Genomic DNA, 13,348 nt, shown 5'->3' on the forward strand with positions numbered 1-13,348 from the left:
AAATCAGCAGCTATAACTCATTGGTAATTCTTCGGATATTCCATGATGGTTGCTACCCGAGCGACGCTGCGTAGCTGGTTTTATCGCCCGTGGTTTTTGGCGATGATCGCGGCTGTCCTCAGTGCAAGCCTGCTGATCGCCGGCGGAATGTTCGTCGCCATGCGCCAGATCGAGCAGAACGAAAGCCAGGAGATGAACGCCCAGGGCGAGCGTTTTCTGGCTCGCCTCGAGCAACTGTTCGGGCAGTTGCGCGAAAGTCTCGACGACCTCCAGGCGCAGCCGTTGCGCAGTTGCGATGAGGAAATGATCGCCACCCTGCAACAGGTCACGTTCAACTATCGCTTCGTCTATGAAGCGGCCTACATGGACGGCTCGCGGATCTGCTCCAACCGCCCCCGGCAGGAGGGACTGTCGGTCGTCCGCGCGCCGGACATCAAGGGCCCGACTTACAGCTACTGGCTCAACACCACCACCGAACCCGATGAAAACCGCGCGGCGCTGATGCTCGGGCGCGGCAACTTCCGTGTGGCGACATCGCGCGGGCATTTGACCGACATGGTCGACCTGCCACCGGACAGCAGCCTGCTGGTGGTACTCGATCATGGCAGGCGAGCGATTCCGGTACTCGGCACCGCACAGACCTGGCCACCGAGCGAAACCTGGCCACCGAAGAGCCGCGAAGCCCTGCAAGTCACCCAGTCACGGCTGATCTACCGCATGCCAACCAACAATCCGGAATACCAATTGGTGCTGATCACTCCGCGCAGTGGCATGCACATTCCCACCGTCTGGTGGTGGATGGTGCCGGCCTGCCTGCTGCTGGGGGCGTTTGCCGGTTTCTTCGTGTTTCTGCTGGTGCGCCAGCGCCAGTCACTGGACGCCGAACTCCAGGGCGCGATACGACGGGGCGAGCTACAAGTGCTGTATCAACCGATATTCGACCTCGACAGCCGCAATTGCGTGGGCGCCGAAGCCCTGCTGCGCTGGCGCCGCCCGGACGGCACCCTGACCAGCCCCGACCTGTTCATTCCATTGGCAGAAAACACCGGGCAGATACGGCAGATGACCGATTTCGTCCTGCAACGGCTGCTGGAACAACTGGGACCAGTGCTGCGCGCCAATCCGCAGCTGTACATCTCGGTCAACCTCGCAGCATGCGACGTAATGGTGCCGCGCATCGGCCAGGTCATGGCCAGGCTGTTGACCCTGCACCGGGTTGCGGCGCGGCAGATCGCCTTCGAAGTCACCGAGCGCGGGCTGATCGATGTGGTGGTGGCGCGGGAGAACCTGCAAGCCTTGCGCGATGTCGGCCATCAAGTGTTGATCGACGATTTCGGTACCGGTTATTGCAGCCTCGCCTACCTGCAAACGTTGCCGGTGGACTGCCTGAAAATCGACAAGGCCTTCATCGACGCACTCGGTCATGACGCGGCCAGCAGTGGCGTTGCTCCGCACATCATTCACATGGCGCAGGCACTGGATCTGAAGGTGATTGCCGAGGGCATCGAGCACGAAGCGCAAGCCGTGTTTCTCAGCAGCGAGGGGGTCAAGTTCGGTCAGGGCTGGCTGTTCGCCCAGGCCTTGAGTGCGGTGCAGTTCATTGAACTGATCACCCGTGGACGGCGCCTTGCCGGACGCCGGCTGGATGACGAAGCCTAGACCGCCAGCGCCATGTAGAACTGCGTGCCCTGCCCCGGCCGCGAATAGACGCCCATGCGCCCGCCATGCAACTGCACAATTTCCTTGCACAAAGCTAAACCGAGCCCGGCGCCGCCCTTCTTGCGCCCGACCTGCACGAACGGTTCGAAAATCCGCCCTTGCTGCCCGTAGGCAATGCCTTCTCCGTTGTCTTCGACGCTGATAATCACCCGCTCGCCATGTCGGCGCGCTTGCAGGCGGATCTGCCCGTCGCGGGCAGTGTGGCGCAGAGCATTATCGATCAGGTTATCCAGTACCCGGTCCAGTTGCGCCTGATCGGCCTGCAGGCGCGGCAACGGCCCCTGCACTTCGACGTTCAAGGCAATGCCTTTGGCCGCCGCCGCATCCGCAAAGCGCGATTGCGCCTGCGCCAGCAAGTCTTCGATGGAGCACGGCGCCAGGGTGAGCTTCTGTAAACCGTTCTGATAACGCGAAAAGTTGAGCAAGTCATTGATCAACTGCATCAGGCGCTGCATCTCTTCATTGACCGTGTCGAGCAAGTCCGCCTCGCGTGACTCCGGGGGAAACTTCGCCCGCTCGCGAAACAGCCCGAACGCCATGTGCATGCCGGTGACCGGCGTGCGCAGCTCATGGGAGGCACGCAGCACAAACTCGCTGCGTACGCGCTCGAAGGCGCGCTGCTCGGTGACGTCATGCAGCACCATCACCGCGCCAAGAATATGCCCCTGGGTGTGGCTGACCGGCGTCAGGCTGTAAGTCAGCAGACGTGATTCGCCATCGACCTCGATGCTCAAATCTTCCGGAGCACGCTCAAGGGTGCCGCCGCGCAACACCAGTTGCAGTTGTGCGTCGAGTTCCGGGCGCTCCAGCGCTGTGCCCAAACCCTGACCGAGTCGATCACTGTCCCAGCCCAACTGGCGCTGGGCCACTGGATTGAGGTGCTCCAGATGCCCTTCGCGATCAATCATCAGCAAGCCGTCGTCGATGCTGTCGAGCACCGCTTGCAAGCGTTGCTGACCGGCCAGCAGCTCGTCGACGTTGGTCGCCTGATGCTCGCGCAGCGCCTCGGCCATCAGCCCGAAGCGCTTGGTCAGCTGGTTCATTTCCATCGCCGAGGAAATCGGCAGCGTCACCTCGAAATTGCCTTGGCCGATGTTGTCCGCCGCTTGCGCCAGCGCCTCGATCGGTGCGCCGAAACGCCGGGCAATCGCATGCGCGGTGACAAAGCCGATGATCAGCACCGCCAGTCCCACCAACCCTAGCAGGCCGGAGACCAGCAGCGCCCTTTCCCGGGCGTCATGCTGCACGGCGTTGATGTTGTCCAGCGCATGCTTGTGCTCGGCAATCAAACCGTTGCGCAAGATGTTGAAGCGTTCTCTGAGGTCGCTGTTGCCGCTGAGCACATTGCCCGGATTACGCGACAGCTCGAACGCCTGGAGAAAACTCAGATAGTCGGCCTTGGCCTGGGTAAACCCGTACTGGCGGCCATCGCCGTCGGCCTCCTGCGAAATGCCTTCATCCAGCAATTGCAGGTAATGCTGCTTTGACGCTTCGAACGCGGCGGGATCGGGTTTTTCGGCCAGCATCAGCACCAACTGGTCGCCGAGGGTCTGACGCAACTTGAGCCCCAGGTCGAGGGTCACGAAGTTGCTGCGGATCGTTGCTTCCTGAGTACCGGCCATCTGCATCACGCTGACCAGCCCGAGCAACAGCCCGAGCAAGGCGACCGTGATCAGCGCAGAAATGCTCAGGAACAAGCGAGTGCGCAACTTCATCGCCAGCTTCATCGTCGGGCGCTCACAGGTTGTACTGCTTGCGCTTGCGATACAGGGTCGACGCGTCGATGCCCAGGGTTTTCGCCGCCTGATCCAGCGTGCCTGCCGTCGCCAGCACCGCGCCGATGTGGGCTTTTTCCAGTTCATCGAGGCTCAGCGCGGCGCCGACTCGAGGTGCGTTGTTCGCCGGCTGCTCGGCCATGCCGAGGTGGCTGATTTCCACGCGTTCCTGCGGGCAGATGATGCTCGCCCGCTCCACCACGTTACGCAGCTCACGAATATTGCCCGGCCAGCGATAACCCAGCAGCGCCTCTCGCGCCTCGTCACTGAAGCCCCGGGCCGGGCGCGCGTACTCTTTGACGAAGCGCGCGAGGAAGCGGTCGGCCAGGGTCAGGATGTCTTCGGCACGCTCGCGCAGCGGCGGCAAATGCAGGGTGATGACGTTGAGGCGATACAACAGGTCTTCACGGAAGCGCCCGTCGCGCACCATGTCTTCAAGGTTGAGGTTGGTCGCGGCGAGAATCCGCACATCGGCACGACGGGTCACTGGGTCCCCTACCCGCTCGTATTCCTTGTCCTGAATAAAACGCAGCAACTTGGGTTGCAAAGTCAGCGGAAAATCGCCGATCTCGTCGAGAAACAGCGTGCCACCGTCCGCCTGATTGACTCGACCAAGCGTACTTTCGCTGGCGCCGGTAAACGCACCACGACTGTGGCCGAACAGCTCGCTTTCCATGAGCTCGGCGGTCAACGACGGGCAGTTGATGGTCACGCAGGATTTCTTCTCGCGCTTGCTCCAACCATGAATGGCCCGGGCCAGTTCCCCTTTACCCGTGCCGGATTCGCCGAGGATGAGGATGTTGGCGTCGGTACCGGCAACCTGCCGCGCAGTTTCCAGCACGACTTTCATCGCCGGGCTGTGAGAGTCGAGGCCGTCCTTGGGTTTGCGGATCTCGCCTTCAAGGGCTTCCAGACGCGCCGAGAGCTGGCGCACTTCCAGTTGCTTGGCGGTAGCCAGACGCAACTGGTCGGGGCTGCACGGTTTGACCAGATAGTCGGCGGCGCCCGCCTGAATCGCGTCCACCGCGGTATCGACAGCCGAGTGCGCGGTGACGATCACCACGCGCATCCATGGCGCCTGAACGCGCATCTGCGCCAGTACATCGAGACCGTTGTCTTCACCCAGACGCAAATCAAGGAAGCACAGGTCGAATACCTGGCGTTGCAACAGTGCATCAGCCTGAGCCGCGCTGTTGGCGGTGGCCACCGTATAACCTTCGTCTTCGAGGCAGTAACGAAAGGTTCGCAGGATGGCGGACTCGTCGTCCACCAGCAGAATGCGGCCTTGATGCTCAGTGGCAGATTCCATTTTTCCTACGCTCCATAGTGATTGATCTTGGGTTAGTCCCGGAAAAATCGGGCAAGTTGCATGGTTGATTCTGAACGATGCGAGCCATGGGAGGGTAGCTCTCTCCTGCCTTGACGGCCAATCCGTTGATTTTGTTGAGTTTTTAAACAATCACCGATTTACAGAGGGTTCCCTGCGTACTTTTCTGACATCCGCGACGTGCTCTCAATTCCATAAGAATGAAATCTCCTACGAAATAATCATGCATTTCGCACGACCGTAGATGCCCCATCGTGCAGGATGCGTCCGTCGCTGAATTTCACTCACTCACAAACCATTGATTTTATTGAATATTTTTCAAATAAAAAACTGGCATGCAGCCTGCAATACCTCATTCAGCCCGGGCAGATTCCACTGCCCCAACCGAATAAGAGTGAGGAACCCAGGATGACTCGCCAACGTGCCGCCCAAGTGCGTATCTCGCCACTGCATATCCAGCAAGGCCTGTTTGGCGTACTTGCGCTGTTGATCACCCTGATCGCCTGCCAGCAATACCTGAGCTGGGAAAACAGCCAGAAGCCTGAGCCGCTGATCTCGATTCAACACAGCACGCAGACGCACTTCAGCGCCGTCAGCAGCAGTCAGGCCGAAAGCGCCTCGATGCGCATGATGGATGTCGATCAGCCACAGCCGCTGGATCAACTGCCACGTGAAGAGCGCTGGGTTTTCTGACGAAACCGAAGAATTCGGGCGCATCGCGCCGGAACACGCAATATCCCTAAATAGAGAAGTAAGGAGAATCACCATGTTGAGCTGGGCAATTACATTCTTGATCATTGCCATCATCGCCGCCGTACTGGGCTTCGGTGGTATCGCGGGCACCGCCACGGGTATCGCCAAGATTCTCTTTGTCGTGTTCCTGGTGATGTTTATCGCTTCCTTCTTCTTTGGCCGTCGCGGCCGAGGTTAACGATGATTGCTTTAAAGACACTGGCAGCCGCCCTGCTTCTGGGCGGTAGTGCCATGGCGATGGCGGCCAATGATGGCCAGGCGCGGGTCAACGAGCTGCTCAGCTCCGACCCGCAATACCGTGAAACCTGGCAAGGCGTTGTGAAGCACGAAGAGCGCCTGCCGGAATGGGTGATGAACCTGTCCGGTACGCCAGACCAGCAGATGAATGCCGTGACTGAAGACGGCGACAAGTACTTGGTCGGCCCGCTCTGTGAATCCGCAGACAAGTGCCTCAACCACCGCTTGATCGTGGCTTTCAGCTTCGACAAGAAAGATGCATATGCCATGCTCGTCGATGTTCCCGAAGGACTGCCGGCCGACAAGTCGCCAACGCGACATGCCACCTACCGCTTCCTCGGCAAACCGGATGAGGGTATGCAGAACCTGTTGATGGAAACGCTGAAGAAAGACCCGAAGTGGTATTGATTCGAACATGAGGGCAGCGCCCCGCTGCCCTTTATTGCGCCTACCCGAGGAAGGCTGGCGCATGACCAAGGGGCCGGGACGTTCTGACTGTTGCAGGGTCGGAGTGACCTACGGGTACAGGGAGTGCCTGCGCGAGGGCCGGGTCAGGGTAAAAGCTGCGACGCAGGTTCGCCGACCCTCAGTGGTTCGACGGACTTGCGCTGAGCTTTATCCGATGCAAAAACATTGATCCAGAGCGTCCTGCTCATCTTTTTATGCCTCACACTGCGCGCGAAAACATTACGCGGTGTTTCCTGGCGACCGTATATCGAGAAAGAGTCCCTTTAAACAGTGGGACATCTAGTCTGCAAACGTGGGCTTTTTCTTAAGATTTCCGTCGAAATTTCTCGTTTAAAAAATAACCAATCTACGCTGCAATGGCCGGTTCACGGCACTTATGCCGGCTGAAATGTCGTAATCGAACCGGTTGGGACGCCAGTTTCAATTAAAAAAGCTCATGCCGATTCGGCATAGGGTAGGCGTTTACGGCATTAGACGGCGCAACCTTGCATCGGAATAGTTGCGCCTTTTTTCGCCTGCCGAAGAGCCGTAAATACGCGCTTCGGGGCACCTTATACGGAGGCAGATGCACAGACTTTTCCGCTGACAGAGCGTTCCAGTTCCTGCATGTGCCTGAGTCAAACGCAAGTAAGGGTAAAGATAATGAAGAAGGCAAAACTCAGCCTCGCCTGGCAGATCCTCATCGGTCTGGTTTTAGGGATTGCAATTGGTGCGTTGCTCAACCACTTCAGTGCCGAAAAAGCCTGGTGGATCAGCAACGTCCTGCAACCGGCAGGCGATATCTTTATCCGTCTGATCAAGATGATCGTGATCCCGATCGTCATCTCCTCCCTGATCGTCGGCATCGCCGGCGTGGGCGACGCCAAGAAACTCGGGCGTATCGGTCTGAAGACCATCATCTACTTCGAAATCGTCACCACCATCGCGATCATCGTCGGCCTGCTGCTGGCCAACCTGTTCCACCCGGGCGCCGGCATCGACATGAGCACCCTGGGCACGGTGGATATCTCCAAGTACCAGGCGACCGCCGCCGAAGTGCAGCATGAACACGCGTTCATCGAGACCATCCTCAACCTGATCCCGTCGAACATCTTCGCGGCCATGGCGCGTGGCGAAATGCTGCCGATCATCTTCTTCTCCGTGCTGTTCGGTCTCGGTCTGTCGAGCCTGCAGTCGGACCTGCGCGAGCCGCTGGTGAAGATGTTCCAGGGCGTCTCGGAAAGCATGTTCAAAGTCACCCACATGATCATGAACTACGCGCCGATCGGCGTGTTCGCCCTGATCGCGGTGACCGTGGCCAACTTCGGTTTTGCCTCGCTGCTGCCGCTGGCCAAACTGGTGATCCTGGTTTACGTCGCCATCGCCTTCTTCGCCTTCGTGGTGCTGGGCCTGATCGCCAAGCTGTTCGGCTTCTCGGTGATCAAGCTGATGCGCATCTTCAAGGATGAGCTGGTCCTGGCTTACTCCACCGCCTCCTCGGAAACCGTGCTGCCACGGGTGATCGAGAAGATGGAAGCCTACGGCGCACCGAAAGCCATTTGCAGCTTCGTGGTACCGACCGGCTATTCGTTCAACCTCGACGGCTCGACCCTGTACCAGTCGATCGCCGCGATCTTCATTGCCCAGCTGTACGGCATCGATCTGTCGATCAGCCAGCAATTGCTGCTGGTGCTGACCCTGATGGTCACCTCCAAAGGCATCGCCGGCGTACCGGGCGTGTCCTTCGTGGTGCTGCTGGCGACGCTGGGCAGTGTCGGTATCCCGCTGGAAGGCCTGGCGTTCATCGCCGGTGTCGACCGCATCATGGACATGGCGCGTACCGCACTGAACGTGATCGGCAACGCCCTGGCAGTGCTGGTTATCGCGCGTTGGGAAGGCATGTACGACGACGCCAAGGGCGAGCGCTACTGGAACTCCCTGCCGCACTGGCGCAGCAAGGAAAAACTGCCGGCTGGCGAGATCTCCAAGCCATAATGCAAACACCCTTGTGGGAGCGGGCTTGCTCGCGAAGAGGCCGGTACATTCGACATCTCAGTTGATTGACACACCGCTTTCGCGAGCAAGCCCGCTCCCACATTGGATCGGCGCATACAGAAGACAAACCCCGGAGCAATCCGGGGTTTGTCGTTTCTGGCGACCCCGCTATCATTCGCCGCATCTTCCGGGGGATTTGACTGATGCTTAATGGCCTGTGGCTTGGCTTCTTCGTCGTGGCGGCAATATCTGCGCTGGTGCAGTGGCTGGTCGGTGGCAACGCCGGGATTTTCGCGGCGATGGTGGAAAGCATTTTCGCCATGGCCAAACTCTCGGTCGAGGTCATGGTGCTGCTGTTCGGCACGCTGACCCTGTGGCTGGGCTTTCTGCGCATCGCCGAGAAGGCCGGGATCGTCGAGTGGCTGGCAAAGGTCCTCGGCCCGCTGTTCCTGCGGCTGATGCCGGAAGTCCCGGCCGGTCACCCGGCGCTCGGTCTGATTACCCTGAACTTCGCCGCCAACGGCCTGGGCCTGGACAACGCCGCCACGCCGATCGGCCTCAAGGCCATGAAGGCGCTGCAGGAGCTCAACCCCAGCGCGACCATCGCCAGCAACGCGCAGATCCTGTTTCTGGTGCTCAACGCCTCATCGCTGACCCTGCTGCCAGTGACAATCTTCATGTATCGCGCCCAGCAAGGCGCACCAGACCCGACTCTGGTGTTTCTGCCGATTCTGCTGGCGACCAGTTGCTCGACCATCGTCGGCTTCCTCTCGGTGGCGTTCATGCAGCGCCTGCGCATCTGGGACCCGGTGGTGCTGGCCTATCTGATTCCCGGCGCACTGATCCTCGGCGGCTTCATGGCGCTGCTGGCGACGATGTCGGCCACGGCACTGGCCGGGCTGTCGTCGATCCTTGGCAACCTCACGCTGTTCGGCCTGATCATGCTGTTCCTGGTAATCGGCGCGTTACGCAAGGTCAAGGTTTACGAAGCGTTCGTCGAGGGCGCGAAGGAGGGCTTCGACGTCGCCAAGAACCTGCTGCCGTATCTGGTGGCGATGCTCTGCGCAATTGGTGTGCTGCGTGCCTCGGGAGCGCTGGACTTTGGTCTGGACGGTATTCGGCATCTGGTGCAGTGGGCCGGGTGGGATACGCGTTTTGTCGATGCGTTGCCGACGGCGATGGTCAAACCGTTTTCCGGCAGCGCCGCACGGGCGATGCTGATCGAGACCATGAAGACCTCCGGCGTCGACAGCTTCCCGTCACTGGTGGCGGCGACGATTCAGGGCAGCACCGAGACCACGTTCTATGTGCTGGCAGTGTATTTCGGCGCGGTGGGGATTCAGCGCGCAAGGCACGCCGTTGGATGCGCGCTACTGGCTGAATTGGCCGGCGTACTCGGCGCCATCGGCGTCTGCTACTGGTTCTTCGGTTAACCACGAATCCCCATTGTGGGAGCGGGCTTGCTCGCGAAAGCGGCGGGTCAGTCGACCTGTATATTGACTGACACACCGCCTTCGCGAGCAAGCCCGCTCCCACAGAGGTTATGTGTAAGGTTCAAGGTCTGGGTTGTTGGGCGAATTGCTGGCCTTGCTGAACAGCCCAGGCGACAACCTTGGCCGTCAGCCGATCACTGGCCTGTCCAAACCCGGCCACCACCGCTGGCACCTGCACATCGTTCAACGGCTGACGCTCTTCGAAGCGGCGGCTGGCGAGAATCTTCTGATCATAGCCGCGCACCAGCAGCGCATCGACGCGCACCACGACGCTGGCCTGATTGCCCTGATACTCGGTCTGAAACGCCTGCAAACTGCCGCCCAGTTCCAGATCCGCAGCGAAGTTGCTGTCATCGGTACTGAGCAGTGTCACCCGACCATCGCGGGCAAAGCCATCGAGCAGCCGATTACGCACCAGCACCGGCGCCGGATCGCTCCAGCGCGACGCCTTGTAGCTGCTGATCACGTCGCCCTGTGGAATCACCGCGATGTTCGGCCGGTTCAGCGCTTCGCTGGCCTGCAACTTGTTCAGGCGCAGCGACCAGTGCTGGGTCGCCGCCAAACTGGCTGAGGCGGGCGCTTGCGCGGCGGGCAGGCGATAGACGTCCGAAGGTTCAGCCTTGGGCAGGATCGAGCAGGCACTGGTCAAAGCGAGGCTGGCGAGGAGAGCGAAATGAATCAGCTTCATGGGGTGAATTCCTTGTTCTTGTCACTGCCCAGCAGGTAGCCGCTGGGGTTGGCCTCAAGGCGTTGCGAAATGCCGCGCAGCGAAGTCAGGGTTTCGCGCAGTTCGCGGATCGCCGGCGCCAGGCCATTGAGGCCCTGCATACCGTTGTCGAGGGAGTTCTGATTCTTGCTCAGCAGGCCGTTGATGGTGGCGCTGCTTTGCTCCAGCGACTTCATCGCCTGCTCGGCACTGCCCAGCGCCTGCTTGCCCTGATCGTTGAGCAGGCCGTTGGCGTTGCGCATCAACGCCGAGGTTTGTTCGAGCATGCTGCCGGCCTGCTTGCCGACGCTCGCCAGTTGCTGCATGGCCTGGCGCAGGTCGCCGCGCTGATCGTTGATCGAACCGGTGGTCTGCTCCAGATGCGCCAGCGTGTTGCTGACGCGCTCGACGTTCTCCGGGGAGAACATCTGGTTAGCGTTGCTCAGCAGCGCGGTGATGCCGGTCATCAGGTCGTTGCTGTCGTTGAGCAGGCGGGAAATCGGCGAGGGCGCCGCGACGATGGTCGGCAGCTCGCCGTCATGCCCACGCAGCTTCGGACTTTCTGGAGTGCCGCCGCTGAGCTGGATGATCGAAGTGCCGGTGATCCCGGCCAGCGCCAGTTTGGCCTGGGTGTCTTCCTTGACCGGGGTGTCACCGCCCAGACGAATCCGCGCCAGCACTCGGCGTGGGTCTTTCGGGTCGAGACGCAGGCTGACCACGTCACCAACCTTGATCCCGCTGTACTGCACCGGGCTGCCCTTGGACAGGCCGCTGACCGCCTCGTTGAAGACCACTTCATAATCCTTGAACTCGCTGTCGACGCTGGACTTGGCCAGCCACAGGCCGAAGAGCAGGGCGCCTGCAACCACTATCACCGAGAACAGGCCGATCAACACATGATGGGCTCGGGTTTCCATGTCAGACCTCGTTGAGCAATTTGGCGGCGTCCAGCGCCGAGCGGCCACGCGGGCCGTGGAAGTATTCGTGAATCCACGCGTCATCGGTTTCCGACACCACATCGATAGGGCCGGCCACCAGCACCTTCTTCTGCGCCAGCACCGCCACCCGGTCGGTGATGGTGTAGAGCGTGTCGAGGTCGTGGGTCACCAGAAACACACTCAGGCCCAGCGCATCGCGCAGGGTCAGGATCAGTTGATCGAACTGCGCCGCGCCAATCGGATCGAGGCCGGCGGTGGGTTCGTCGAGAAACAGGATGTCCGGGTCCAGCGCCAGAGCCCGCGCCAGCGCAGCGCGCTTGATCATCCCGCCGGACAGCGAGGCCGGGTATTTGTCCGCCGCCGACAGCGGCAGCCCGGCCAGCGCCAGCTTCACCGCCGCCAGATGCTCGGCGTCGTGGCGGCTCAGGCCGGCGTGTTCGATCAGCGGCAGGGCGACGTTCTCGGTCACCGTCAGCGAGGAGAACAGCGCACCTTTCTGGAACAGCACGCCGAAACGCCGCTCGACCAGCGAACGCTCATGCTCGGACAGGCTCGGCAGGTTTTGCCCGAACACCTTCACGTTGCCTTCGCTGGGCCGGCGCAGACCGACAATGCTGCGCAACAGTACCGATTTACCGCTGCCGGAGCCGCCGACCACGGCGAGGATTTCGCCCTTGTACAAATCCAGATCGAGATTCTCGTGCACGCTCTGGCTGCCAAAGCGATTGCACAGGCCACGGACTTCGATCACCGCCTCCGAGGGCGCGCGGGGTAGACGACTCACCAGCCCATCTCCATGAAAAACAGCGCAGCCACCGCATCGAGCACGATCACCACGAAAATCGACTGCACCACGGCAGACGTAGTGTGGGCGCCGACCGATTCGGCGCTGCCGCTGACCTTGAAGCCTTCCAGACAACCGATCGTGGCGATCAGGAAGGCAAAGATCGGCGCTTTCACCAGGCCGACCAGAAAGTGCTGAATGCCGATGTCGCTCTGCAGCAGCGAGAGGAACATTGCCGGCGAGATCCCCAGCGACACCGCGCACACCACGCCACCGCCGATGCTCCCGCAGAGCATCGCCAGAAACGTCAGCATCGGCAGCGCCACCAGCATCGCCAGCACGCGCGGCACCACCAGCAGCTCCATCGGGTCGAGGCCGAGGGTGCGGATCGCGTCGATCTCCTCGTTGGCCTTCATCGAACCGATCTGCGCGGTGAAAGCACTGGCAGTGCGGCCGGCCATCAGGATCGCCGTGAGCAACACGCCGAACTCACGCAGGAAAGAGAAGCCCACCAGGTCCACAGTAAAGATCGTCGCGCCGAAACTGGCCAGCACCGTGGCGCCGAGAAACGCCACCACTGCGCCGACCAGAAAAGTCAGCAGCGCCACGATCGGCGCGGCGTCGAGACCGGTCTGTTCGATGTGGGCGACGACGGGGGTGATGCGCCAGCGCTTGGGGCGCAACAGGTTGCGGGCGATGGTTTCGAGGATCAGGCCGATGAAACCCAGCACTTGCAGGGTGTCCTGCCAGACCGTTTCCACGGCGCGCCCGATGCGGGTCAGCAGTTGCACGCTGACACTGACTTCCGGCTCTTTGACCGGCACACAGAAATCAGTCAGCGAGCGATACACAGTCTGCAGCAGCGCGCGGTCAGCCTGGGAAATCGTGCAGTCGGGGTGTTCGGCGGATTTGCCCAGACGCTCGGAACCGAGCAGCTCCACCAGCAACGAAGCGCCAGCGGTGTCGAGCGCACCGAGGCTGTTGAGGTCGACCACGGTATTGGCGTCGTACTGGCCGCGGAGTTTTTCGGTCAGGTGCTTGAGGTCGGCGTAATGGGCAAGCGTCCAGTCCCCGGAAACCCGCAGGCGGGCAGGGCTGATTGACGTGTCCAGCTGGGCATTACCGCTCATTGAGCTGCTGATCATAAGCTCCGTGCTTGTCCGGCTATTAAGCG

The 13,348-nt window shown here is 60.9% G+C and carries 12 protein-coding genes; 6 read left to right on the forward strand and 6 right to left on the reverse strand.

Annotation, left to right across the window (positions count from 1 at the left end):
- Nucleotides 1–45: 45 nt before the first annotated feature.
- Nucleotides 46–1,659: an EAL domain-containing protein gene (locus AC3WMV_RS11440; protein ID WP_027610245.1), complete on the forward strand. Its 1,614-nt coding sequence runs from the start codon at nt 46–48 to the stop codon at nt 1,657–1,659.
- Here the strand turns inward: AC3WMV_RS11440 and AC3WMV_RS11445 are convergent.
- Entirely contained in the window at nt 1,656–3,446 is a 1,791-nt protein-coding gene (locus AC3WMV_RS11445; RefSeq protein WP_027610246.1) for a KinB sensor domain-containing domain, read from the reverse strand. The two genes, AC3WMV_RS11440 and AC3WMV_RS11445, sit on opposite strands and share 4 nt — an antisense overlap.
- 10 nt (nt 3,447–3,456) lie before the next feature.
- Complete coding sequence (gene algB, locus AC3WMV_RS11450) at nt 3,457–4,803, reverse strand: sigma-54-dependent response regulator transcription factor AlgB (protein WP_027610247.1); 1,347 nt, start codon at nt 4,801–4,803, stop codon at nt 3,457–3,459.
- Between the two features lie 426 nt (nt 4,804–5,229).
- Between algB and AC3WMV_RS11455 the strand changes: the two genes are divergently transcribed.
- The 5 genes from AC3WMV_RS11455 to AC3WMV_RS11475 all read left to right on the forward strand — a co-directional run bounded on the left by AC3WMV_RS11455 (nt 5,230) and on the right by AC3WMV_RS11475 (nt 9,686).
- Nucleotides 5,230–5,514 (forward strand): hypothetical protein, encoded by a 285-nt coding sequence (locus AC3WMV_RS11455; RefSeq protein ID WP_047297449.1) that lies wholly within the window; start codon nt 5,230–5,232, stop codon nt 5,512–5,514.
- A 73-nt stretch (nt 5,515–5,587) separates the two neighbouring features.
- Nucleotides 5,588–5,752, forward strand: coding sequence for a DUF1328 domain-containing protein (locus AC3WMV_RS11460; protein ID WP_003177151.1), 165 nt, complete (start codon nt 5,588–5,590; stop codon nt 5,750–5,752).
- Nucleotides 5,753–5,754: 2 nt separating this feature from the next.
- Entirely contained in the window at nt 5,755–6,219 is a 465-nt protein-coding gene (locus AC3WMV_RS11465) for an inhibitor of vertebrate lysozyme family protein (RefSeq protein ID WP_103367993.1), read from the forward strand.
- 702 nt (nt 6,220–6,921) lie between these two features.
- Nucleotides 6,922–8,253 (forward strand): glutamate/aspartate:proton symporter GltP, encoded by a 1,332-nt coding sequence (gene gltP, locus AC3WMV_RS11470; RefSeq protein WP_103367992.1) that lies wholly within the window; start codon nt 6,922–6,924, stop codon nt 8,251–8,253.
- Nucleotides 8,254–8,456: 203 nt separating this feature from the next.
- Nucleotides 8,457–9,686 (forward strand): nucleoside recognition domain-containing protein, encoded by a 1,230-nt coding sequence (locus tag AC3WMV_RS11475; RefSeq protein ID WP_025112290.1) that lies wholly within the window; start codon nt 8,457–8,459, stop codon nt 9,684–9,686.
- 121 nt (nt 9,687–9,807) lie between these two features.
- On the opposite strand, the gene AC3WMV_RS11480 is transcribed toward AC3WMV_RS11475, so the two are convergent.
- Genes AC3WMV_RS11480 through AC3WMV_RS11495 form a run of 4 tightly spaced genes read right to left on the reverse strand, consistent with a single transcriptional unit; the run spans nt 9,808 to nt 13,319 of the window.
- Nucleotides 9,808–10,434, reverse strand: coding sequence for an ABC-type transport auxiliary lipoprotein family protein (locus AC3WMV_RS11480; RefSeq protein WP_097090205.1), 627 nt, complete (start codon nt 10,432–10,434; stop codon nt 9,808–9,810).
- Nucleotides 10,431–11,369 carry an MlaD family protein gene (locus tag AC3WMV_RS11485; RefSeq protein ID WP_103367991.1) on the reverse strand — a complete coding sequence of 313 codons (939 nt, stop codon included), beginning with the start codon at nt 11,367–11,369 and terminating at the stop codon, nt 10,431–10,433. Before AC3WMV_RS11485 ends, AC3WMV_RS11480 begins: the two co-directional genes overlap by 4 nt.
- A gap of 1 nt (nt 11,370) precedes the next feature.
- Nucleotides 11,371–12,174, reverse strand: a complete 804-nt coding sequence (locus AC3WMV_RS11490) for an ABC transporter ATP-binding protein (protein ID WP_095139754.1) — start codon at nt 12,172–12,174, stop codon at nt 11,371–11,373.
- Nucleotides 12,171–13,319: an ABC transporter permease gene (locus AC3WMV_RS11495; protein WP_103367990.1), complete on the reverse strand. Its 1,149-nt coding sequence runs from the start codon at nt 13,317–13,319 to the stop codon at nt 12,171–12,173. The genes AC3WMV_RS11490 and AC3WMV_RS11495 overlap by 4 nt, the downstream gene beginning before the upstream one ends.
- Between the last annotated feature and the right edge of the window lie 29 nt (nt 13,320–13,348).

The organism is Pseudomonas sp. FW305-3-2-15-E-TSA4, assembly GCF_058787295.1.

What these genes read in the sequence shown, in the direction of transcription:
- AC3WMV_RS11440 (WP_027610245.1), top strand. Translation starts at nt 46, where the DNA reads ATGGTTGCTACCCGAGCGACGCTGCGTAGCTGGTTTTATCGCCCGTGG.
- AC3WMV_RS11445 (WP_027610246.1), bottom strand. Translation starts at nt 3,446, where the DNA reads ATGAAGCTGGCGATGAAGTTGCGCACTCGCTTGTTCCTGAGCATTTCT.
- algB (WP_027610247.1), bottom strand. Translation starts at nt 4,803, where the DNA reads ATGGAATCTGCCACTGAGCATCAAGGCCGCATTCTGCTGGTGGACGAC.
- AC3WMV_RS11455 (WP_047297449.1), top strand. Translation starts at nt 5,230, where the DNA reads ATGACTCGCCAACGTGCCGCCCAAGTGCGTATCTCGCCACTGCATATC.
- AC3WMV_RS11460 (WP_003177151.1), top strand. Translation starts at nt 5,588, where the DNA reads ATGTTGAGCTGGGCAATTACATTCTTGATCATTGCCATCATCGCCGCC.
- AC3WMV_RS11465 (WP_103367993.1), top strand. Translation starts at nt 5,755, where the DNA reads ATGATTGCTTTAAAGACACTGGCAGCCGCCCTGCTTCTGGGCGGTAGT.
- gltP (WP_103367992.1), top strand. Translation starts at nt 6,922, where the DNA reads ATGAAGAAGGCAAAACTCAGCCTCGCCTGGCAGATCCTCATCGGTCTG.
- AC3WMV_RS11475 (WP_025112290.1), top strand. Translation starts at nt 8,457, where the DNA reads ATGCTTAATGGCCTGTGGCTTGGCTTCTTCGTCGTGGCGGCAATATCT.
- AC3WMV_RS11480 (WP_097090205.1), bottom strand. Translation starts at nt 10,434, where the DNA reads ATGAAGCTGATTCATTTCGCTCTCCTCGCCAGCCTCGCTTTGACCAGT.
- AC3WMV_RS11485 (WP_103367991.1), bottom strand. Translation starts at nt 11,369, where the DNA reads ATGGAAACCCGAGCCCATCATGTGTTGATCGGCCTGTTCTCGGTGATA.
- AC3WMV_RS11495 (WP_103367990.1), bottom strand. Translation starts at nt 13,319, where the DNA reads ATGATCAGCAGCTCAATGAGCGGTAATGCCCAGCTGGACACGTCAATC.